Source organism: Albidovulum marisflavi, assembly GCF_025751435.1.
Classification (GTDB): domain Bacteria; phylum Pseudomonadota; class Alphaproteobacteria; order Rhodobacterales; family Rhodobacteraceae; genus Albidovulum; species Albidovulum marisflavi.
Genome location: NZ_JAOWKY010000006.1, coordinates 102,034 through 124,537, shown reverse-complemented (window position 1 = coordinate 124,537; position 22,504 = coordinate 102,034). Strand labels below are relative to the sequence as shown.

The following is a 22,504-nucleotide window of genomic DNA, read 5'->3' as shown; positions in this document are numbered from 1 at the left end:
CCCCGCCAAGGCGGGCTCGAGCGGAAGATCGGTCATGGCGGCACCCCCGGCTCTTACGGAATCAGAAGGGACGCATCCCCGTATGAAAAGAAACGATAACCCGAAGCGACGGCATGGGCATAGACCCTGCGCATCCGCTCCATGCCCATCAACGCCGAGACAAGCATCAGAAGCGTGGACTTGGGCAGGTGGAAGTTCGTCATCAGCGCGTCCGTCACATGGAACCGGAAACCGGGATAGATGAAGATATCCGTGGGGCCGCGCCAAGGCTCCACCCGCCCGGAACGCGCGGCCGTCTCGATCAGGCGCAGCGCCGTGGTGCCGACAGGGATCACCCTGCCCCCGGCAGCCTTGGTGGCGTTGATCTCCTCCGCCGCCTTCGCGGTTACTTCGCCCCACTCCGCGTGCATCCGGTGGGTCGTCACGTCCTCGACCTTAACCGGAAGGAAGGTGCCCGCGCCCACATGCAGCGTCACATGGGTAAAGTTGATGCCTTTGGCCGCAAGCGCCTGCAGAAGCGCCTCGTCGAAGTGCAGCGATGCGGTGGGTGCCGCCACCGCGCCCGAATGGCGCGCCCAGACCGTCTGATAGTCGGTCTTGTCGCGGGCGTCGGGTGCCCTCAGCGAAGCGATGTAGGGTGGCAGGGGCATATCCCCAGCCTCTGCCAGAGCCGCGTCGAAGTCCTCCCCTTGCAGGTTGAAGGCCAATTCGGCCTGACCTTCGGCGATGCTTGCGACGCGCGCCGACAGGCGATCGGAAAAGCGGATCTCCTCCCCTTCCTTCAGCTTTCGAAGAGGTTTGACAAGCGCGACCCAGGTGCCCCCCGCCTTCGGCTCAAGTAGTGTCGCCTCTATCCTCGCGACCGCGGTGCCCTGCCCCGTTTCGCGGGACCGCGTGCCGGAAAGTCGCGCGGGGATCACGCGCGTATCGTTCAGAACCAGCCGGTCCCCTGTGCGCAGCAGATCGACCAGGTCACAGACATGCCTGTCCGCGATCGCGTCGTCCTCTGCCACAAGAAGTCGCGCAGACGTTCGCGGATTTGCGGGGCGGGTCGCTATCAGCGCCTCGGGAAGGTCGAAATCGAAGTCTGTCAGTTTCATTCTTCTATCGTCGGCGGATCTGAACGGAAAAGTTCCCTGAACATGCCCGGGGTCAGGATGGAAAGCGGATTGACCCGGATGCGCGGCGCGGATGTGGGTCCCCTCATCGTGTAGTTGAAGCCGAAAAGCCCCTCGCCCTTCTTCGAAACGATCCGCCCGATTCCGTTCAGCAGGTAAACCGGCGATATGGTTCCCTGCAAGTCCATCTCCTTGGTGTCGGAGCGGTATACGCCGGCAACAGATATGCCCATCGAAGCGCCGGTCGCCGCGCCTTCGACGATCTCGACCGCGTCCGGGGTCATGCGGAAGCGCCCCGACGCCTTGTTGAACATGATACCCGGCCCATTGAGCTGGTCGATCAGGCCGACGACAGACACGGCATCCAGAAGCCCGGCCAGCACCGGGGCGTCCACGACCCTTATCCCCGACATCTCGACCGTACCGGAGAAGTATCCCTTTTCGCCCGTCGGCTGCAGCACGAGGTCAAGCGTGCCACCCCGCGCCTTGGTGAATACACCAGCGGCGCGCATGGTGCTGCCCGCATCGTCGGACCTGACGCGAAAGCCAGAGCGCCCCCCGAACGGCACCATGGCGCCCGTAACAGGCGCCTCCCCGTTCACAAGGCCGGTGAAGCGACCCGAAAGGCCGCCCTCATCCGTGAAGTCACCGCGAAAACGGGTCAGCCGGATCCCCTCGGTCACCTGCAACTGATCGAGGGATACCGACACCGGTCCCGATGCTCCGCCGCCCCTTCCGTCACCCTCCGTTCCGTTGCCACCAAGCTCGGCCCGCGTCAGGTCAGCCGTCCCCGAGGTGACCACGATCGCCGGCGCCAGGCCCTTGCCGCGCCCCAGCAACTCAAGCGAGCCGTCGAACCAGCCACCCAGGGAAACTTTCTGGAAGCGCGCGCTTTCCATGCCGCCATCCTGCGCCATCGTTACATCGCCCGTCAGCGCAAGGCCCGATGCCTCAAGCTCCAGCGCTTCGACCGTCGTTGGGCTGCCCAGTACACCGGACACGTCCAGACGTCCCTGTGCGTCGGGCGACTTTGACCATCCCACCGAAGGCAGGGACATGGATATTCCGGCCAATCCCGAAGTCAGTCGATAGCGGGTCGGTGCCCCCTTGTTCAGGTCCAGCGCGATCTCACCGCTGCCTCGCCCCGCGAAGGCATCCTGCGGCAGATTCAGCCCGAAGGCCTTCAGGAACGTGGGCGAAAGCTCGACCGTCCCGGAGACGGAACTCTGGCCATTTTCCTCGGCTGATGATCTCTGGCGCCAGGTCACGTCGAACCGTGCGCCCGACAGGGTTCCCGCACCCGAAACAGCGACGCCGGCCTTGTTGGCAGTGACGTAGAGCCGATCAGCCGACAGTTCCTTTCCCGCCACAACCCGGTCAGACCGAACGTCCCGAAGTTGGGCGCGCGCATCATACGTGATGTCGGAAATCGACAGATGCTTGAGAAAGGGAATCTCCATGCGCAGTTCCGCCTGCGCCTGCGCCGAAGCCAGGTCGACCCCGCGCTCGGCCTTCTTCATCACTTCAAGCGGCTTCTGGTCCAGAAGCGAAAGCACCGCCGTCAGGCTGGATTGGGTCTTCAGATCGAATATCCCGGTCGCGGGCTTCACCCGGATATCGTCGACGCGCATGACCGATCCGGCGATCGATATGTCTCCACCCTCGGGCGGGCGAACGCTGCCCTTTTCGACCACAAGCGAAAATCGCGTGTTGTCCAGCGTGCCATATCCCGCGCCCCCGGCGATCGGCGGCATGGTTTTCAGGAACCGCGCCTGGGCTTCGCGGAACTCGAACCCCAGGTTGAACACGGGCTCCTGATCGGGCTTGATCCGCAGCGCGGCATGCGCGTTGAAGGCCTCGCCCGCAAGCAGGTTGTCCGACAACCAGGATCGAGTCTTGTTGGCGAAGGCTATCGGCCAAAGCTCTACCAGCCGTCGCGCGCCAAGCTGCGCCATCTCGGCGTCCACCGCGACGTTCCAGCCTTCGGCAGCCGCTTCGGCCGTTCCTGTCGCGGTGATCCGTTGGCCCTGGTCGAACAGAGTCAGCTGACCCAGCGTCACGCGGAACGGATCAAGCAACAACTTGAAATCCATCAGCCCGTTTTCAAACACCAGGGGCGCGGCGAAGATGCCCTCGGGGTTTCCGGCCAAGCGGCTCATGTGAACCTGCACCGCCAGGGATCGGGGGAAGCCGCGCTCCATCCCCTCAAGCCAGGCTTTGGCGTCGCCGGTCGCGGTAAGCGAGGGGCTTTCGATGGCGATATCTGTAAAATCAAGCTGCGCGTGCGCGGGCGTGTAGGACATTGCCACGCGTGCCTTGTCGAAGGGAAGCGGCGCGACATCCGGGCGCGGCTTCACGGCGCCGGCACCTATGTCAAGCTCTGCCTGCATGACCTGAACCACGCCGTTGCGGTCGATCCCCGTACGCAGAGCGCCCGAGATCGGGGCTTCAAGCGCGGAAAGCCACGACAGCGCGGGCGACTGCGCGGCAAGGTCCTGCGCCGAAACGCCGGTGATGCGCGCGATGATACCGGCTTCGGAATTGGCCTTTTCGGTCGAAAGCGACAGCTCCACCTGCGCCGGCCTTCCACCCGGCCCCTCGACCGAGAAATTCACGTCATACGCCAGTCGCGCGGCATGCTGGGTCAGCGACATGCGCCCGTCCGCGATGGTCCAGGACTGACCTGCGCGCTGGTCATCGAAGTTGATCGACAGGTCCTTGACCTCGACCCTCTCGATCCCGCGCAGCGCGGGCAGGCCAAAGGCGCGATCGACCTCGTCCAGGATCTGCGCAGGGCTAAGCGCATTGCCCGACGCCACATCCGCCTCTGGCAATGAAATGTCGAAACTGCCCTCGGCCGTGCGCCTGAGCGCCAGCCGCGCGCCGGTCAGGCGCAGGCTGCGCGGCTGGATGACGCCCTCAAGAAGCGGGCGCGGCCAGAAGCTTGCGCCGACGCTCCTCAAGGTGGCCAGCTGCCGCCCGCGAGAGGAAAACAGCTCGACATCGACGACACGGATGCGCGGCACGAAGCCCGCCTCGACCACGGCCTCGACCGATCCGAGCCGGACCGAAGCACGGCCGGCAAGGCCGGTGTTCGCGCGATCCTCGATCGCCGCGACCACCCAGCCGGGCGCGGCGATGCGCTGGCCGGACAGACCAAGCGCGAGGATCGCACCGCCGAAGACCATGACGGTTACAAGCAGAAACAGCAGCGCACGCGCAGACCAGCGCAGATGCCGTCTGACCGGTTTGCTTTTTGCTTTGCTCATTTCCGCCTGGCAGCCCCCTTGCTGCCCCCCTTTAACTTCGCCGGGCAGCGATTAAAACATATAGTGGTATCCACCGGCAAAGGATTGCAAAAATGCTTGAAACCGGCGACGTCGCCCCCGCTTTTGACCTGCCACGCGATGGTGGCGGCAAGATTTCACTTGCCGACCATGCGGGCAAGCCTGTCGTCCTCTACTTCTATCCGAAGGACGACACCGCTGGCTGCACCACCGAAGCGATGGATTTTACCCGTCTGTCCCCTGATTTCGAAGCTGCGGGCGTGACCGTGATCGGCGTTTCCAAGGACAGTGTCGCAGCCCACGACAAGTTCTGTCGCAAGCACGGTCTGGGGATCATCCTTGCCTCGGACGCCGAAGGCGATACCTGCGAACGCTACGGCGTCTGGGTTCAGAAGACCATGTACGGGCGCAGTTACATGGGCATCGAGCGCGCGACGTTCCTGATCGGAGCGGATGGGCGCATCGCCAAGGTCTGGCCCAAGGTGAAAGTCGCCGGACACGCCGAGGACGTTCTGGCGGCGGCCAGGGCACTTTGACGCAGGGCACCTTGCGGGCGCCGATCCGCTCTGGCATCCCCTCGGCATCGGAACCGCGGGGGATGTGATGACGAAAAGCCTGGCCGAGCGCGCCGATGAGGTGTTGCGCACCGCCGACGGGCGGACCAAGACCGCGCTGTCGCACGCACATGCCGCGGACTGGTTCGCCGCGCGCAAGGCGGGCCAGGCGTTTCCGATCGGCCGGGCGACGCCGCCCGACAGGCCCGCGCGCCCGGACCGGCCAGAGCTTTTGCCGCCGCGCGAGGTGCCGCGCCGCCGGCCCGGATCGCCGCATGGGAGGATCGCGCTTCTTCACGCCCTTGCGCATATCGAACTCAACGCCGTCGATCTGCACTGGGACATAATCGCGCGCTTCGCTCATGTGTCGATGCCAATGGGGTTCTACGACGACTGGGTAAAGGCGGCGGACGAAGAATCCAAACATTTCAATCTTCTGTGCGACTGTCTTGAAGACATGGGCAGTCACTATGGCGCGCTTCCCGCCCATGCCGGCATGTGGCGCGCCGCCGAGGACACCGCCGACGACCTGCTGGGGCGTCTTGCGGTGGTTCCAATGGTGCTTGAGGCACGCGGGCTTGACGTCACGCCCGGCATGATCGACATCTTCCGCAAGGCACAGGACCCTGCGGCCACCGCCGCGCTCGAAACCATCTATGCAGAAGAGGTGGGCCACGTCGCCTACGGCGCCAAGTGGTTCAACTTCCTGTGCGGGCGCGACAATCTTGATCCCAAGGACACGTTCCACGCGCTGGTCCGGCGCTTTTTCCACGGCGCTCTGAAACCTCCGTTCAACGAAGAGAAACGGGCCGAAGCCGGCTTGCCACCCGACTTCTACTGGCCACTCGCAGAGGACTATCCTCCTGCGTTCCGGCCCGATGCGCCCTGAGCCGTCGGCGTCTTCCTGCCACCGTCATATATCAGTCGCGCAAAAGTGTTGCGGCATCGGGAACGGATTGCTAATCCCTCACTCGCTTCCAGACCCTGAAGGGGCGGAACACTGGGGATGCTGCTGAACTGAGGACGAACCGCTTGCCGGCACGACTTGCACATCGCGTTCACGCGTTTCTTGAACGCCGCCTACCGGAACAGCGCCTGTTCCTGAAATCCGACACCGAAACGCGGTTCATTCGGCTGAAGCCGGTGACGCAGGCCGTCGTCCTTTCGGGCATAGCCTTGCTGCTGGCCTGGACCGTGGTGGCCACCTCGATCGTCGTGATGGAGTCGATCGGTGCGGGCGGCAGTCGCGAACAGGCGCAGCAGAAGCAGGCGACCTATGAACGCCGGCTGGACGAGATGTCGCGCGAGCGTGACCTACGGGCCGCCGAAGCCGCGGCGGCGCAGGAACGCTTCGCCATCGCCCTTGGGCAGGTTTCGCAGATGCAGGCTGCCCTTCTGACCTCGGAAGAGCGCCGCAACGAGTTGGAAACCGGGATCGGCGTGATCCAGTCCACGCTCAAGTCCACGATGAAGGAACGCGACGCGGCCCGGATGCAGGTCGCGCAACTGACAAAGACGGGCGAAGCCAAGACGGCAAGCGAAACGCCTGACATCGAGGACGTTTCCGGCGCGCTTTCCTTCCTGACCGCCGCTCTGGACCAAACCGCCAAGGAGCGCGACAGCATGGCGGACGTCGCCGACAGCGCCCGGCAGGAAACCCAGACCGTGGCCTACGAGATGCGCTTGCTGGAAGAGCGTCATGCCGAAATCTTCTCGCGACTTGAGGATGCGGTCACCGTTTCGATGGAGCCGCTTGACAAGATGTTCACGGCCGCTGGGATGGATCCGGACGACCTTATCGATCAGATCCGGCAAGGCTATTCCGGCCAGGGCGGCCCCATCGGCCCGCTCCTGCCTCCGCTGCCCGAAGACGAGACAAACGCTGGCGCCATCGCTGACCATGCGCGGGCCAACGCGATCCTGGACGGCCTGGACAGGATGAACATGTACCGGATCGCAGCCGAGAAACTTCCCTTCGCGATGCCGCTCAACACCTCCTTCCGCTTCACTTCACCCTTCGGGCGCAGGTGGGGACGGATGCACGAGGGCGCCGATCTTGCAGGGGCTCATGGCAGCCCGATCTACTCCACTGCGGATGGCGTTGTCGTGCACGCCGGACCTGAAAGCGGATACGGCAACCTGGTCACGATCCGCCACAGCTTCGGGCTTGAAACCCGGTACGGGCACCTTTCGGCCATCAACGTAAAGAAGGGCCAAAAAGTCTCGCGCGGGGAAAAGATCGGTGCTATGGGGAATACTGGTCGCTCGACCGGGACGCATTTGCACTACGAAGTGCGCGTGAACGGTAAGGCGGTAAATCCGATGACCTACATCAAGGCAGGAAAAAATGTTTTCTAAAAGCAGGATCAATGAGCCTGGCACGAAAACCGGCCCGGATAGCGAAGCCCCGCGGCCGAGCGAGCCAGCGGCTGCCACAAAGCCGGCCTACGAATTCACAACCTCCGCGCCCAAGGCGAAACCCCCGGCAAGCATCCTGTCCGCGGATCTGACCGTGGTCGGAAACCTCAAGACCACGGGCGACATCCAGGTCGAGGGCACGGTCGAAGGCGACATCCGCGCGCACCTGCTCACCGTGGGCGAAAGCGCGACCATCAAGGGCGAGATCGTCGCGGATGACATCGTGGTCAACGGCCGCGTCGTCGGTCGCGTGCGCGGGCTGAAGGTGCGCCTGACCGCCACGGCCCGGGTCGAAGGCGACATCATCCACAAGACCATCGCCATCGAAAGCGGCGCGCATTTCGAAGGCTCTGTCCAGCGGCAGGACGACCCGATCTCGGGCGGCTCCGGCGCAGCCAAGGCGGCGCCCGTCGCGGCGAAGTAAGCCGCAAGCGGTCGGTTAGGTTCCGGGGCGCCATCAGGCGCCCCTTTTCTTTTCACTGCGTCTGCACAAGGCGGCGGTACATGTGCCAGCTTGAATGACCCAGCACGGGCAGAACGATCAGCAGCCCCAGGAACATCGGAAGCATTCCAAGGAACAGCGCTCCCGCGATGACAGCGCCCCAGGCGGCCATCACGCGAAGGTTGGCAAGGGTCGCCTGAACCGAGTGGATCATCGCGGTCACGAAATCGACCTCGCGCTCCAGCAATAGCGGCAGACCGACGACCGAGATAGAAAAGAGCACGGTGGAAAACGCCGCCCCGACCACCGTCCCGATCAGAAGCATGATCGGCCCGCTTCCTTGCAGGAACACCTCGAACAGGCTCATGGAGCCGCTGAAGGCGCGCAGCCCCACGAAAAGCGCAAACAACGCATGCGCGACGAAGACCCAAAACAGGAAAAAGACGATGATGACCGCCGCCATCGCCGGGATCTGTCGGTCCTTCTGGGCAAAGACGACCCCCAGGACCGCTTTCCACGTCGGTTTCGCTCCCGCCTCAAGCTGGCGGCTGATCTCGTAAAGGCCGACCGCCGCGAAAGGACCGATCAGGGGAAACCCGACCGCAAGCGGGGCGATCCACCATTCCTGTCCTGCGGCTGAGTAGATGCGCCAGAGCATCATTCCCCCGGCGACGTAGACCGCGCTGAAGAACAGCCCGAACAGCGGCGTGCGCAGGAAATCGCGCCATCCCGCCTTCAACACATCGGCGATATCATCCATCTTCGCGGAACGGATCTCGGGCAATGGATCGGGACCCGCGGTAACGTCCATCATGTGCACTCCTCCCTCGCACGCGAAGGGAAGGCTAAGACAGACCCGGCCCATCTGACAAGCGCCGGATTTGGGGGCGATCAGCCGTCGGCCTGCGCCTCCGCCCGGCTCTTGCCCGCGACGTCCATGGCAAGGGTCGCGGCCATGAAGGCATCCAGATCGCCATCCAGAACACCTTGGGTGTCAGATGTCTCGCAGCTCGTACGCAGGTCCTTCACCATCTGGTAGGGCTGAAGCACATAGCTGCGGATCTGGTTGCCCCAGCCCGCCTCGCCCTTGGCGGCATGCTGGGCGTTGATCTCGGCGTTCCGCTTGTCCAGCTCCAGCTGGTAGAGCCGCGATTTCAGCGCGGCCATGGCGTTGGCGCGGTTCTGGTGCTGGGACTTTTCGGACGAGGTCACGACAATGCCGGTCGGCAGGTGTGTGATCCGGACGGCCGAGTCCGTGGTGTTGACGTGCTGACCACCCGCGCCCGACGACCGGTAAGTGTCGATACGGATTTCATTGTCGGGGATCGTGATCTCGATGTTGTCGTCGACAACGGGATAGACCCAGACCGAGGAAAAAGACGTGTGTCGGCGCGCCGCGCTGTCATAGGGCGAAATGCGAACCAGCCGGTGCACGCCGGATTCCGACTTGAGCCAGCCATAGGCGTTGGGGCCGGAAATCTTGTAGGCGGCGGAACGGATACCAGCTTCTTCGCCCGGATTTTCCGAGATCAGTTCAACCTTGTAGCCCTTCTTCTCGGCCCAGCGGACATACATCCGCGCAAGCATCGACGCCCAGTCGCAGCTTTCCGTGCCGCCCGCGCCTGCGTTGATTTCAAGGAAGGTGTCGTTGCCGTCCGCCTCTCCGTCCAGCAGCGCTTCAAGCTCCTTGGCGGCGGCGAATTCCCGCAGCGACTTCAGGCTGGCTTCCGCCTCGGAGACGATCTCGGCGTCGTCCTCCATCTCGCCCAGTTCGATCAGATCGACGTTGTCTGTAAGGTCGCGATCGATCTTGCGGTAGGTTTCCACCGCATCCATCAGCATCTGCCGATCGCGCATCAGCTTCTGGGCGCGCGCAGGGTCCGACCAGAGGTCGCCGTCCTCGATCATCGCATTGAATTCTTCCAGGCGGTGTGGGGCGGTTTCCCAATCCATCCGCTGGCCCAGAAGCTTCAACGACTTCTTGATCGCTTCGACAGTATTCTGCGTTTCGGCGCGCATCGGCCGTTCCTTCCTTCACGTATCGGCACGGGTGATAGCCGAGGCGCCTCGCCCGGGCAAGGGCGGCCGGCGCCGGCTTGTTCCCCTCATTGTCAGTACAGTCCGCCCGAATTCAAGGTTCCGAAGTCTGCCTTGTTGGGAATGACCACGGTTTCACCCGTGGATGTCGTGACCGCGGTGCCGGTTTCGTCTTCGGTTTCACCGCGCGCAAACAGCGGCAGGTTCTGCGTCACACCGAAGCCGCCGTCGACCAATGCACCAAGACCGAAGATCGGTACGACCCCGTCGCGGAAGTATTCGGCCTGCACGAAGTCCCCCGAAACATCCGGTGGCAATTGTTCGCCGGTATAGCGGTCGATGTTCATGAAGTGGCCGCCGGGCGGAACCTTGAACTGCGATCCGCCGAACTTTTCGACGGCTTTCTTCATGAAGGCGTTGAACACCGGAACGCAAAGCGTGCCGCCATAGGCCCCCGCCCCCAGCGTACGGGGCTGGTCATAGCCCATGTAGCAGCCCGCCACGATGTTCGAGGTGAAACCGATGAACCAGACATCCTTGGCGTCGTTCGTCGTACCGGTCTTGCCGGCGACCGGAACCGGAAGCCGCACGCCCGAGCCCGAGCCGCGCGTCACCACGCCCTGCAGCATCGAGGTCAACTGATAGGCGGTGATCGCGTCCATCACCCTTTCGCGGTCCGACCGGATCGCGGGCGCCCGCCCCGCAGGCAGGCTTTGCTTGTCGCAATCGAGGCAGCTGCGCTGATCGTGGCGGTAAACCGTGCGCCCCCAGCGATCCTGGACTCGATCGACAAGCGTCGGCTCCACGCGTTCGCCGCCATTGGCGAACATCGCATAGGCGGCAACCATCTTGTAAAGCGTGGTTTCCTGCGACCCAAGCGCGTTGGCCAGGAAGGGCTGCAGGTGATCGTAGACGCCGAAGCGTTCCGCGTAGCCTGCCACGGTCTCCATCCCGATCTCCTGGGCCACGCGAACCGTCATCAGGTTGCGCGACTGTTCGATACCGGTGCGCAGAGGCGTCAGGCCATAGTACTTGTTCGACGCGTTCTTGGGACGCCAAAGACCCTGCGGTGTGTCGACCTCGATCGGCGCATCGACAACGATCGTGGCGGGCGTGAAGCCGGAATCCAGAGCGGCGGCATAAACGAAGGGCTTGAAGGACGAACCCGGCTGCCGCTGCGCCTGCGTCGCGCGGTTGAAGACCGATGACTGATAGGAAAAGCCGCCCTGCATGGCGATGACGCGACCCGTGTTGACGTCCATCGCCATGAAGCCGCCCTGAACCACCGGAACCTGGCGCAGCGACCAGCGCGCAAAGCTGCCGTCCTCGTTCAGAAGCTCTTGTACCATGACGACGTCGCCCGTCGAAACCAGGTCACCGGCGACCTTGGCCTTCGCGCCCAGCTTTCCGTCCGACTGGCGCTTGCGCGCCCAGGTCACGTCCTCGGCCGGGATCCAATGGCCGTCCGCGTCGTCCTTGACGCCCTCGATGCCGATCCGCGCGGCGTTGTCGCCAACCGAAAGCACCACCGCCGGATGCCATCCCGGAATGTCGCGCGGCACATCAACCAGGGCGAGTGCAGTGCGCCAGCTGTCCTCGTCCTCGATTTCCTGGGTCGTCAGCGTCCTGCCTGTTCCGCGCCAGATGCCCTGCTTGCGGTCGAAGCTTTCCAGCGCCTCCTGCAATGCAGCGGCGGCTTCCTTCTGCATGGCGGGATCAACAGTCGCGCGAATCGAAAGGCCGCCGGAAAAGAACTCTTCCTCTCCGAAGCTTTTCGAGAGCTGTCGGCGGATCTCGTCGGTGAAATAGTCGCGCGGCGGCAAAGCCTCGCGGAATGCCGGGAAATCCCCGTTCTGGACGGATCTGAGCGGTTGGTCCTTCTCGGCCCGATAGGTGGATTCATCAAGGTAGCCGTTTTGCCACATCTCTCTGAGCACATAGTTGCGCCGCTCGAGAAGCCGGTCACGATTTCGCACCGGGTGGAAATTCGACGGTTCCTTGGGCATCGCGGCGAGGGTCGCGGCCTCGTGCGGGGCAAGTTCGCTCAGTGTCTTGTTGAAGTAGGTCTGAGCCGCGGCCGAAACGCCGTAGCTGTTCTGGCCAAGGAAGATCTCATTCAGGTAAAGCTCCAGGATCTTGTCGCGTGACAGGGTCTCGACCAGCCGCGTGGACAGGATCAGTTCCTTGATCTTTCGCTCGACCGTCTTGTCGCCCGACAGAAGGAAGTTCTTGGCAACCTGCTGCGGAATGGTCGAGGCGCCGCGCACGTTCTTGCCACGGGATCTGACAGCCTCCCACACGGCAGCGGCGATGCCGCGCGTATCAAAGCCCTGATGCGTATAGAAATTCTTGTCTTCGGCCGAGATGAAGGCGCGTTTGACAAGATCAGGAACCTCTTCGATCGAAACGTAGATGCGCCGTTCATCGGCGAATTCGTCGATGATGCGTCCTTCGCCGGAATAGATGCGGCTGATGGTCTTGGGCGTGTACTGCGTCAGCTGTTCGTGGTTGGGCAGATCGCGCCCATAGAACCAGAACACGGCGCCCAGGGTCAGGGCGCCAAAGAACAAGCCGGTGATGATCCAGCTGAACAGACCCCCGACAGTGGAAAACAGAAATCGGATCACGCGTAGCCCTTCGAAAAACTCGCCATTCTATACATCCTCGCAGGTACGGGGTCAAAACAACTTCCCGAGGTGGCGGAATGCTGCCGGGTCACTTTCGGACCAGGCGCGCCTCTGCAGCGTCCTGGGCGGCCCACTCGGCGATGGCGGCACGGATCGCCTCGGCCATGGCGGCGCGCCACACGGGATCCACCAGACGCTCGCGGTCCGCGGGAGAGGACATGAAGCCCAACTCGAGCAGGACCGAAGGAATGTCCGGGGCCTTCAGCACGGAAAACGCGGCCTCCTGGACGGGGTGGCGATGCAGCCGGATGCCTGCCCCGGCGATCGCCTCGGCAAGTCTTGCGGCGAGGCGGTCGGTCCGCGGCGTCGTTTCAAGGCGGGTCATGTCCATCAGGACCGTCGCCAGCACGTCGTCCTGGTTCACAAGGTCGACCCCTGCCAGAAGATCGGCACGGTCGTGGCGTTCGGCCAAAAGACCGGCCGCGCGCTCGCTGGCGTCAAGGGCCAGCTTGTAGATCGTGGCACCGGTTGCGATCCCTTCCTCAAGCGCGTCGGCATGAAGCGACAGGAACAGATCCGCCCCCGCAGCCCTTGCGATCGAGATCCGGGATTCAAGCGGAACGAAACTGTCGTCGCCCCGCGTCAATTCGACGATCATGCCGTCACGGCGCAACACCTCGGCCAGTTCCCGCGCGAACGACAACGTCAGATGCGCCTCTCGCAGATTGCCGGCCTCGGCCCCCGGATCCAGCCCGCCGTGGCCGGGATCAAGCACCACGACCAGCGGCCGGGAACCGTCCTGCCGCCGCTTGGGCAGTTCGACCGGCGCGGCTTCCGGCACCGCCCAGTCGGGATCTTCCGGCGCGCCCGCGCTGGCGGCGAAATCCTCAGCCGAGGTTGGAACAAGCCTGAGTGATATGCGCGCGCCGCCGCCCACTCTGGGTTCTGCCGCACTTTGCAGTCTGTAGGGTCCGTCAAGTTCTGCCACCAGCCGCGACCAGCCTTCGCGGTAGGGCCCGAAGCCAAGCCAGCGCACGCGCGCGCTGCGGTCAAGCGCCGCTGGGCTGGCGGCGGCGAATTCGACTTCGCGGAAGTCGACGACGACGCGCGGCGGATCAGCAAGGAAGAAGACACGGTATGGCACGGGCTGGTCGATCGTCAGATCGATGCCCAGCCCCTCTGCACTGTCTGCGACCGATGATGCCGTCGGATCCAGCCGGGCAAGAGCCGTCAGCTCGCCCGCAACAAGGCCGCCGGTCATCGGCGCCAGCATCAGCGCCGCAAATAGCATTCCCAGAAGTCGACGCATCCTGCCCGCCGTTTTCGCTTGATCATAGCGCTCCGGCGGCGCCACGCAATCTCAGCCGCGACGGGCCATGAACCGTTCGAGTCGGTCCAGCCCCTCGCGGATGTCCGCGGTGGCGCCTGCATAGGAAAAGCGCAAGGTATGCGCGCCCCGAACCGGATCAAAATCGAGCCCCGGAGTGACGGCGACCCCCGCCCCCTCAAGGATCTCGGCCGCCAGCACTCGACTGTCCCGGGTCAGGTCCGACACATCGGCATAGATGTAGAAGGCGCCGTCGGGTGGCGCGATCCGGGTGAAACCGACCTTCGGCAACCCTTCAAGCATCAGCCTTCGGTTCTTGGCGTAGGCTGCGCGATTGGCCTCAAGCTCATCGATGCAATCCAGCGCGGCAAGGGCCGCGACCTGGCTCGCATGAGGAGGGCAGATGAACATGTTCTGCGCCAGACGCTCGACCAGGCGGATATGGTCCTGCGGCACGACCATCCAGCCGACACGCCAACCGGTCATGGAAAAGTACTTTGAGAAGGAATTGACCACATAGACGTCGTCGCTGACTTCCAGCGCCGACACCGCGCGGCCCTCGTACTGCAGTCCGTGGTAGATCTCGTCCGACACGAAGGCGATGCCACGCGAATGCGCGGCGGCTATCAGGCGTTCCAGCGCGGGCTTGGAAAGCATCGTGCCCGACGGGTTCGCGGGAGACGCGACGATCAGCCCGGCGACATCATCGGGAAGATCCTCGGCGCGGGGTTGGTAGCGGTCCTCAAGCCGCGTCGGAATCCCGACGGGTTGCAGCGACAGCGCCTTCAGGATCTGCCGGTATGAGGGATAGCCGGGCTCACCCATGGCGACCTTCTCGCTCGCGTCGAACAGCGCCGTGAAGGCCAGAAGGAATGCCCCGGACGACCCCGACGTTACAACCACCCGCGCCGGGTCCAGATCGACGCCGTACCAGTCCCGATAGAGCCGCGCGATGCGCGCGCGCAATGCAGGCACGCCTAGCGCTACGGTGTATCCCAACGCATCGGCCTCCATCGCATCGGCCAGCGCGCGCCGCGCTGCCAATGGCGCGGGCGTCGAAGGCTGCCCGATTTCCATGTGGATGATGTGACGTCCGCCAGCTTCCGCCGCGCGTGCGGCCTCAAGAACATCCATCACAATGAAGGGATCGACCGATCCCCGTCTTGAAGCCCGCATGAAAACGTCCCTATTGTGGCCGCCAAGTTTATAATGCCCGTACATTCCAGCCCGGGCAGTCAAGGTCAATGGCCCGGTCCCGTCCGCGGCGTAAAGTCCCCTTGCGCGTCGGCTGGCTTGTGTCATGCGTGGCATCCACAACCGGCCAGATGGCCCGACGACAGGAAGACCCGATGAAACGCCTTGCCTTCGCCTGCGCCCTCTTGGCCGCCCAACCTGCCCTTGCCTTCGACATCTCGGCCATGTCGGATGCCGAACGCGAGGCTTTCGGCGCCGAGGTGCGCAGCTACCTGCTGGCCAATCCCGAAGTTCTGGTCGAGGTCATCAACGAACTGGAACAGCGCAACGCCCAGGCCCAGGCCGAGGGCGACAAGGCGCTTGTCGCGGCGAATGCGGATGACATCTTCAACGACGGCTACAGCTTTGTCGGCGGCAATCCCGAGGGCGACATCACGGTGGTCGAGTTTCTTGACTACCGCTGCGGTTATTGCCGCAAGGCGCACGGCGCGGTGGCCGAGCTGATCGCGTCGGACGGCAACATCCGTTTCATCATCAAGGAGTTCCCGATCCTGGGGGAACAGTCGACGCTTGCGTCGCGTTTTGCGATCGCGGCGCGCCTTGTCGCGGGCGACGAGGCCTATGCCAAGATCAGCGCCGGCTTTTACGAAAGTTTCCGTGGCGACGTGACGGAGGCGTCCCTGCGCAGTTTCGCCGACGACCTCGGGCTGGATTCTGATTCCATCGTCGCCCGCATGAACGATGCCGAGGTCACGAAGATCATCGAGGACAACCACCTTCTTGCGCAAAGGCTGCAGATTGCGGGAACGCCCTCGTTCGTCATCGGGGATCAGCTTCTGCGGGGCTACGCGCCGCTAGAGGCAATGCAGGGAATTGTCTCCGAGGAGCGTGGCTAATCACGTTGGCCCGGTCGCCGCGCGACTGATCTGGATCATGGCGTAACAGCTGGCCGGGGCTAGGTTCGAGCCAGCCGATACGGAGGATTTCATGCACGCGCCGCTTGACGGAATCGTCGTCATCGACCTGACGCATGTGCTTGCCGGGCCCTACGCATCAACCCAGCTTGCCGATTTCGGCGCGACGGTGATCAAGGTCGAACGCCCCGGAAGCGGCGACGACACGCGCGCCTTCCCCCCGTTCAAGGACGGGGAAAGCGCCTATTTCGCCGCGCTCAACCACGGCAAGAAGTCGATCGCGCTGGATCTCAAATCCCAAGCCGACCGGGCCGTCTTCGAACGCCTGCTGGGTCAGGCCGACGTGATCCTGGAGAATTTTCGTCCCGGCGCGATGGAGGGGCTGGGATATGGCTGGGCCGAGCTGTCCGCACGCTTCCCATCGCTGATCTACGGGGCGGTCTCGGGCTTCGGCCACACGGGCCCCGAGGCGGGCAAGCCAGCCTATGACATGGTTGTGCAGGCGCGCGGCGGCGTCATGTCCATCACCGGCGAGGAAGGCGGCAGTCCGGTCCGGGTCGGCGCTTCCATCGGCGACATCGTGGCCGGGATGTACCTGGTGCAGGGCGTCCTGGCCGCGCTGTTGGCACGCGACCGCACAGGCAAGGGCGCCAAGGTGGATATCTCGATGCTGGATGCGCAGATCGTGATCCAGGAACACGCGATTGCCATAACCACCGCCACGGGCAAACCGCCCGGCCCGACAGGTGCACGACATCCCACGATCACACCTTTTTCGACCTATCGCGCTTCGGACGGATTCTTCGTGATCGCCGCAGGGAACGACGCGATCTTCGCGCGGCTGTGCGCGGCACTGGGCCAGCCCGAGCTTGCCGCCGACCCGCGCTTTGCCACCAACGCGGATCGTTGCGAAAACGTCCATCTTCTCAAGCGTCTGATCGAGATGGTCACACTGACGCTGCCCCGGTCACACTGGATCGAGACGCTTGAGGCACACGGTGTGCCGACGGGCCGCGTCCAGAACATGGCCGAGGCATTGGCCGATCCGCAGGTCTTGGCGCGCAACATGGTCTTGCCGGTTAGCGCGCCAGAGGGACGGCCCACCTTCGTTGCGGCGGGTAATCCCGTCAAGATGACGGGCATTGCCGAACCCTCGGCGCGCAAGCCCTCGCCCAGCCTTGACGGGGACCGCGACGCCATCCTGCGATGGCTGTCAGAGCGGGAATTCCGCGCGCCTGACGCACGCTGACCTTGACGCGCCGCGAACGGACCTTGCCGCCGCCGGTTCCTTGCCTATGGTAGCACCGCGCATCAGGAACACCCGGAGTTTCCCTATGACCGACCAGCCGCTTGTGATCTTCACCCCATCGGGCAAGCGTGGTCGCTTCCCCGTAGGCACGCCCGTCCTGACGGCTGCGCGTCAGCTGGGGGTCGACCTCGATTCGGTTTGCGGCGGGCGCGGCATCTGCTCCAAGTGCCAGATCACGCCGGGATATGGCGAATTCCCCAAGCACGGCGTCACCGTGAGCCAGGGCGCGCTTTCCGAATGGAACGAGGTCGAGGCGCGCTACGACCGCATCCGCGGGCTAAAGGAAGGTCGGCGCCTGGGATGTCAGGCCAAGATCATGGAAGACATCGTCATCGACGTGCCCCCGGAAAGCCAGGTTCACCGCCAGGTCATCCGCAAGTCCGCGACACAGCGCGACATCACGATGGATCCGGCCACCCACGCCTATTACGTCGAGGTTTCAGAGCCCGACATGCACGAACCTTCGGGCGACTTTCAGCGCCTGTCCGACGCGCTGCGCGAACAGTGGCAGATCGAGGGGCTTGAGGCCGACGCCGTCCTTCTGGGCCGGCTGCAACCGATCCTGCGCAAGGGCGAATGGAAGGTCACCGTCGCCATTCACAAGGACCATCGCGGCAGGCCCCGCATCATCGACATCTGGCCGGGCTACTGGGAAGGCCGGCTGTACGGCCTGGCGATCGATCTTGGCTCGACCACAATCGCCGCGCATCTGTGCGACCTGCGCAACGGCAATGTTCTTGCCTCCTCGGGCCTCATGAACCCGCAGATCCGCTTCGGCGAGGATCTGATGAGCCGGGTCAGCTACGCGATGATGAACCCGGGCGGCGACAGGGAGATGACCTCGGCCGTGCGCCATGCGCTGAACGGCCTTGCCCAGGCCATCGCAACCGAAGCCAGCATCGACCCGCGCCAGATCGTCGAGGCGGTCTTTGTGTGCAACCCGGTCATGCACCACCTTCTTCTGGGCATCGACCCGGTCGAACTTGGCCAGGCGCCCTTCGCGCTGGCCACGTCGGAAAGCCTGTCCCTGTCCGCCAGCGAACTTGAGTTGGGCGCGATCCACGATCATGCGCGCGTCTACATACTGCCCTGCATCGCCGGGCACGTCGGCGCGGACTGCGCCGCCGTCGCGCTGTCGGAAGAGCCGAACAAGTCCGAGGACATGGTGCTGATCGTGGACGTCGGCACGAACGCGGAAATCCTTTGCGGCAACAAGGACCGGGTTCTGGCCTGCTCGTCGCCCACCGGTCCCGCGTTCGAGGGCGCGCAGATCAGTGCCGGCCAGCGGGCCGCGCCGGGCGCAATCGAACGGGTCGAGATCGATCCCGTCACCAAGGAACCGCGGTTCCGCGTGATCGGCAGCGACCTGTGGTCGGACGATCCGGGCTTTTCCGCCGCCACCACCGGCACCGGGATCACGGGGATCTGCGGCTCCGGCATCATCGAGGTCGTCGCCGAAATGCGCATGGCGGGCATCGTCGATGCTGGCGGGCTGATCGGTTCGGCCGAACAGACGGGCACGCCGCGTTGCGTGGCCACCGGGCGCACCAACGCCTACGTCCTGCATGACGGGACCGCCACTGGCGGCCCCCTGATCAGCGTCACCCAGGGCGACATCCGCGCGATCCAGCTTGCGAAGTCCGCGCTTTACGCCGGCGCGCGCCTGCTGATGGACGAACTGCGGATCGACAAGGTCGACCGCGTCGTCCTTGCCGGCGCGTTCGGGGCGCATATCAGCCCCAAGCACGCGATGGTTCTGGGGATGATCCCCGACGTGCCGCTGGACAAGGTAACCTCGGCCGGGAACGCGGCCGGAACGGGCGCGCGCATCGCGCTGTGCAACGTCGGCTCCCGCGCCGCGATCGAGGACGAGGTCAAGCGCATCCACAAGGTCGAAACCGCGATCGAGCCGCGCTTCCAGGAACACTTCGTCGCCGCGAACGCGATGCCGCACGCAGTCGACACCTTCCCGGAGCTTTCGAAGGTGGTCACCCTGCCCGATGTCAGCTTCAACACCGGCGGATCGGGCGGCGGGACCGAGGGCGGGCGCAGGCGGCGGCGTGGCTGACGCCCGACCGTCACGCCCCCCACTTTGCCAGGACCTGTTCGGGATCGAGGGATCGTTTTTGCGATCCCTCGGCAATCTCACCCGGCGTCCGCGAAAGTCGGGGAGCGGGCGCGGGCTGTGTCACACCTTCGTGGCTTACGAAGGTCTCGCGTGAAACGTTGTGTGGGTGGCCGGGCGCCTCTGCCAGATCAAGTACTGGGGTCAGGCAGGCATCGCTGCCCTCTGCAAGCGCCGCCCATTCGTCGCGCGTGCGCGAGATGAAACGCGCCTCAAGCAAGGCGCGCAGGTCGGACCACTTCTCCGGATCGTGGCGATCGGGCAGCGAAGCCGGATCAAGCCCGGCGATGGTCAGGAACGACATCCAGAACTTTTCCTCGATGGCGCCAAGCGCGACGAAGCCCCCGCATTTGCATCGATACGTACCGTAGTAGGGCGCTCCGCCGTCCAGCAGGTTCCGCCCGCGCCCACCGGCCCAGGCATCGCCCGCCAGCAGCGTTCGGATCATTGCCGACAGATGCGCCACTCCGTCCGTGATCGCGGCATCGACGACCTGCCCCCGACCCGAGCGTGCAGCCTCGAACAGCGCGCACACCATGCCGAACGCAAGGTAGATCCCACCACCGCCGAAATCGCCCAGCAGGTTCAGAGGCGGCACAGGCCGTTCCTCCGTTCCAATCGCATGCAGCGCCCCGGTCAGCGCGATGTAGTTGATATCGTGGCCGGCGGTCTGCGAAAGCGGCCCCGCCTGTCCCCACCCGGTCATGCGGCCATAGACAAGACGCGGGTTGTCCGGAAAGTCGTCCGGGCCAAGCCCCAGCCGCTCCATCACGCCCGGGCGCAGTCCTTCGACAAGCCCATCCGCGCGATGGATCAGCCGCCGCGCCATGGCCCGACCGTCCGCGTCCTTAAGATCAAGGGTTACAAATCCCCGCCCCCGGTTTAGCACCTCGTAGTTCAGGCCGAAGATGTGCGCGCTTCCGGGTCGTTCGATCCTCAGGACCTCTGCCCCCATGTCTGCCAGCGTCATCGCGGCAAAGGGCGTGGGGCCCAGACCGGCTATCTCGATGATCCTTAGTCCTCTCAGCGGCCCTGACACAAGGTCCTCCTGTCCTGCGGCACCTGTGACGCGCAAACTAGCGACATTCGAGACAGCGATTCCAGTCCAGCTTTCGACGCCGCCGCTCAGCCGTCCCAGTCCCGTACGGCGGCCAGAACCTCTGGCTCCATCATGTCGCGCAGATCGGATGCTGCGGGGCCCAGAAGGGCCGCGCGCTGCGCGCGGTAGATTGCAGTGCGATCCTTCTTGAGGATCGGGAAACCAAGAAAACCAAAGGTCATTCGGGGGTGCTGCGACAAGAGGTATGTGGACCCCCCGTTCCGATCCTCGCCCCCGTCGGACCACCGGCCGGGATCAAACCCTGCCTCGGACGCCAATTCGGTGGCCTGCGCCAACCTCGGCAGATCCGTCCGATCGCCGCAGGACAATCGGCGCAAGTCAGGGTCCACATGGGCTTCATGGACCGCGCCTATGCCTAGCCCCGCCTCGCGAAGGGCGTGGGTCAGGCGCATCTCTCCGTTGCGGATCGTGCGGACCTTGTTGTTGGACATCGCGTACCCGGTCCAGAAGTCCCGGAATGCCTCGCTTTGAAACGCGCGCGCAGAAAAATTCACCATGTATGACTGGAGGTGCGAACGCCGTGCCGTGCGGTGTCGATAATGAACCGGCCCCGTGACGTCCGCCTCCAATTGGCGCAGCCGATCAAGAAGATCGCAGCCCTTCAGCGCCGGAAACCAGACAGAGTCGTTCAGCAGCAGCAGGTTTTCCGGTGTCGTTCCCTCCTCCAGCAGCCGAAGGATCGCGGCCCTGTATCCGCCAAAGTCGTAGCCGTGGTTTGGGCGTTCGATGATGCGGCTGCATAGGGGCCGTAGGCGTTGAACAGAGTGCGGTTCAAGGCGCGCGTTCGATACCAGATGCACGGCATATCCACTTGCGCCCAGATGACGACAGGTGGCGATCACCGTTTCCTGCAGTCCCCGCGGCTGGTGGATCAGAAAGACCGCGATGTCCTTCGCCGGCCGCTGGTCGCCTTGGTGAACCCTGCACACGCCCGGAAACAACATGGGATGCAGCCGAAACCATGCCTGTTCGACCGGGTGCATCGGCAGAAACACCAGTTGACGCCAGATCCGCGTCAACTCTCGCCGGATCTTCCAGAGAGGCGTCATGCGGAAACGACCATCGCCTCCTGCTCGAGCCGGTCGCAGAAGGACTCGAGGCGCATGAACTCCAGATCGCCTTCGCGGGCTAGGCTTTCATAGTGATCAAGCGCCCACAGGAAACGTTCCCGCGTCTTGGGATGGGTCAGGACATCGGTGCGGCACTCTGCAAACAGGTAGGGCGATGGCCTTGACAGCGCCTGCCTTGTGATACCACCTACCCAGTCCGGATTGGTGCCCCACAGCAGCTTCACCCAGCGGTCACTGCCGTCCTTGTCCTTGCCGACGATGCCAGAGGTGACGGGCACCTCCCAGAACGCGTTGTTGGTCTTGCCGGGAACGCGAAAGTCGGCCGACGAGGGCTTGAACGGGTGCCGCGGCGTGGACTGGTAGTCGGGCAGCATGCCGGCGCTCAGCTCGCCCTTTCCCAACGCCTTGCGTGGCTTCATGCCCGGGTTCATCGAGAAATCCGCCCTGATGCCGCACTCGTTCATGACTTGCAGGGCGCTTTCGTGCATGAAATTGTCGCCGAAGGACATCGTCGCGGGAAACGCCCCCGTGCGTTTGCGGAACGTTTCGAGCCCTAGCGTAAGGCAATGCCGGATCCACTCGGCATCTTCAAAGTCGGCAAGCCAGGTGTTGCGAAAGAACCGACGAACAGGCCGCCAAGTGTGCACATGCAGTCCGAGGCTGTCGCCGGCCGAACAGACGCGGTCGATCAGTTCGCCATAGCGGTCGAAGACCCAACCGGCGTCACCGAAGGCGATCTCGATCTGCGGGTCGAGCCGCAGATACCAGTTGAAGAAAACCGGCCTTCCTGTTGCATCCTGAAGCCGGGCGCGACGGTCCATCAACAACTCGACCAGCATCGGAAAGCCGGGCCAGCCTTCGCGCGTCTTGCGCACGACGCGCTCATCAGGTTCGACATCGATCGCAAGAATGACGGGAACGGACATCAAGGCTCCTTCCTGATTGAGATCAAGCGCCGACCA

17 protein-coding genes are annotated in these 22,504 nt (G+C 64.2%); 7 read left to right on the top strand and 10 right to left on the bottom strand.

What is annotated here, in order from left to right:
- Positions 1 to 53: 53 nt before the first annotated feature.
- The gene (queA, locus tag OEW28_RS17770) at positions 54 to 1,100 is read right to left on the bottom strand and encodes a tRNA preQ1(34) S-adenosylmethionine ribosyltransferase-isomerase QueA (protein WP_263736137.1); all 1,047 of its coding nucleotides are present in this window, start codon (positions 1,098 to 1,100) and stop codon (positions 54 to 56) included.
- Positions 1,097 to 4,387, bottom strand: coding sequence for a YhdP family protein (locus OEW28_RS17765; RefSeq protein ID WP_263736136.1), 3,291 nt, complete (start codon positions 4,385 to 4,387; stop codon positions 1,097 to 1,099). Before OEW28_RS17765 ends, queA begins: the two co-directional genes overlap by 4 nt.
- 92 nt (positions 4,388 to 4,479) lie before the next feature.
- On the opposite strand from OEW28_RS17765, the gene OEW28_RS17760 reads away from it, so the two are divergent.
- The 4 genes from OEW28_RS17760 (at position 4,480) to OEW28_RS17745 (ending at position 7,801) form a co-directional block, all read left to right on the top strand.
- Positions 4,480 to 4,941: a peroxiredoxin gene (locus OEW28_RS17760; protein WP_263736135.1), complete on the top strand. Its 462-nt coding sequence runs from the start codon at positions 4,480 to 4,482 to the stop codon at positions 4,939 to 4,941.
- A gap of 67 nt (positions 4,942 to 5,008) precedes the next feature.
- Positions 5,009 to 5,848: a ferritin-like domain-containing protein gene (locus OEW28_RS17755; protein WP_263736134.1), complete on the top strand. Its 840-nt coding sequence runs from the start codon at positions 5,009 to 5,011 to the stop codon at positions 5,846 to 5,848.
- A 143-nt stretch (positions 5,849 to 5,991) separates the two neighbouring features.
- Positions 5,992 to 7,317, top strand: a complete 1,326-nt coding sequence (locus OEW28_RS17750) for a M23 family metallopeptidase (RefSeq protein ID WP_263736133.1) — start codon at positions 5,992 to 5,994, stop codon at positions 7,315 to 7,317.
- Positions 7,307 to 7,801, top strand: coding sequence for a bactofilin family protein (locus tag OEW28_RS17745; protein WP_263736132.1), 495 nt, complete (start codon positions 7,307 to 7,309; stop codon positions 7,799 to 7,801). Before OEW28_RS17750 ends, OEW28_RS17745 begins: the two co-directional genes overlap by 11 nt.
- Before the next feature lie 52 nt (positions 7,802 to 7,853).
- Here OEW28_RS17745 and OEW28_RS17740 read toward each other — a convergent pair whose 3' ends face one another.
- From OEW28_RS17740 to OEW28_RS17720, 5 genes are all read right to left on the bottom strand, one after another.
- The gene (locus OEW28_RS17740) at positions 7,854 to 8,633 is read right to left on the bottom strand and encodes a DUF2189 domain-containing protein (RefSeq protein WP_263736131.1); all 780 of its coding nucleotides are present in this window, start codon (positions 8,631 to 8,633) and stop codon (positions 7,854 to 7,856) included.
- Between the two features lie 77 nt (positions 8,634 to 8,710).
- Positions 8,711 to 9,838: a peptide chain release factor 2 gene (gene prfB / locus OEW28_RS17735; RefSeq protein ID WP_263736130.1), complete on the bottom strand. Its 1,128-nt coding sequence runs from the start codon at positions 9,836 to 9,838 to the stop codon at positions 8,711 to 8,713.
- 92 nt (positions 9,839 to 9,930) lie between these two features.
- Complete coding sequence (locus OEW28_RS17730) at positions 9,931 to 12,483, bottom strand: penicillin-binding protein 1A (RefSeq protein WP_263736129.1); 2,553 nt, start codon at positions 12,481 to 12,483, stop codon at positions 9,931 to 9,933.
- Positions 12,484 to 12,571: 88 nt separating this feature from the next.
- A complete protein-coding gene (locus tag OEW28_RS17725) occupies positions 12,572 to 13,792 on the bottom strand; it encodes an N-acetylmuramoyl-L-alanine amidase (protein ID WP_263736128.1) in 1,221 nt (406 codons plus the stop codon).
- Between the two features lie 51 nt (positions 13,793 to 13,843).
- Complete coding sequence (locus OEW28_RS17720; protein ID WP_263736127.1) at positions 13,844 to 14,986, bottom strand: pyridoxal phosphate-dependent aminotransferase; 1,143 nt, start codon at positions 14,984 to 14,986, stop codon at positions 13,844 to 13,846.
- Positions 14,987 to 15,159: 173 nt separating this feature from the next.
- Between OEW28_RS17720 and OEW28_RS17715 the strand changes: the two genes are divergently transcribed.
- The 3 genes from OEW28_RS17715 to OEW28_RS17705 all read left to right on the top strand — a co-directional run bounded on the left by OEW28_RS17715 (position 15,160) and on the right by OEW28_RS17705 (position 19,295).
- Entirely contained in the window at positions 15,160 to 15,900 is a 741-nt protein-coding gene (locus OEW28_RS17715; RefSeq protein ID WP_263736126.1) for a DsbA family protein, read from the top strand.
- A gap of 91 nt (positions 15,901 to 15,991) precedes the next feature.
- A complete protein-coding gene (locus tag OEW28_RS17710; protein WP_263736125.1) occupies positions 15,992 to 17,167 on the top strand; it encodes a CaiB/BaiF CoA transferase family protein in 1,176 nt (391 codons plus the stop codon).
- A gap of 85 nt (positions 17,168 to 17,252) precedes the next feature.
- On the top strand, positions 17,253 to 19,295 hold the full coding sequence (locus OEW28_RS17705) for an ASKHA domain-containing protein (protein WP_263736124.1): 2,043 nt from the start codon (positions 17,253 to 17,255) through the stop codon (positions 19,293 to 19,295).
- A gap of 10 nt (positions 19,296 to 19,305) precedes the next feature.
- On the opposite strand, the gene OEW28_RS17700 is transcribed toward OEW28_RS17705, so the two are convergent.
- The 3 genes from OEW28_RS17700 to OEW28_RS17690 form a co-directional block, all read right to left on the bottom strand.
- Positions 19,306 to 20,391: a CaiB/BaiF CoA transferase family protein gene (locus tag OEW28_RS17700; RefSeq protein WP_263736123.1), complete on the bottom strand. Its 1,086-nt coding sequence runs from the start codon at positions 20,389 to 20,391 to the stop codon at positions 19,306 to 19,308.
- An 86-nt stretch (positions 20,392 to 20,477) separates the two neighbouring features.
- Complete coding sequence (locus OEW28_RS17695) at positions 20,478 to 21,521, bottom strand: rhamnan synthesis F family protein (RefSeq protein ID WP_263736122.1); 1,044 nt, start codon at positions 21,519 to 21,521, stop codon at positions 20,478 to 20,480.
- Complete coding sequence (locus OEW28_RS17690) at positions 21,518 to 22,468, bottom strand: polysaccharide deacetylase family protein (RefSeq protein WP_263736121.1); 951 nt, start codon at positions 22,466 to 22,468, stop codon at positions 21,518 to 21,520. The genes OEW28_RS17695 and OEW28_RS17690 overlap by 4 nt, the downstream gene beginning before the upstream one ends.
- Between the last annotated feature and the right edge of the window lie 36 nt (positions 22,469 to 22,504).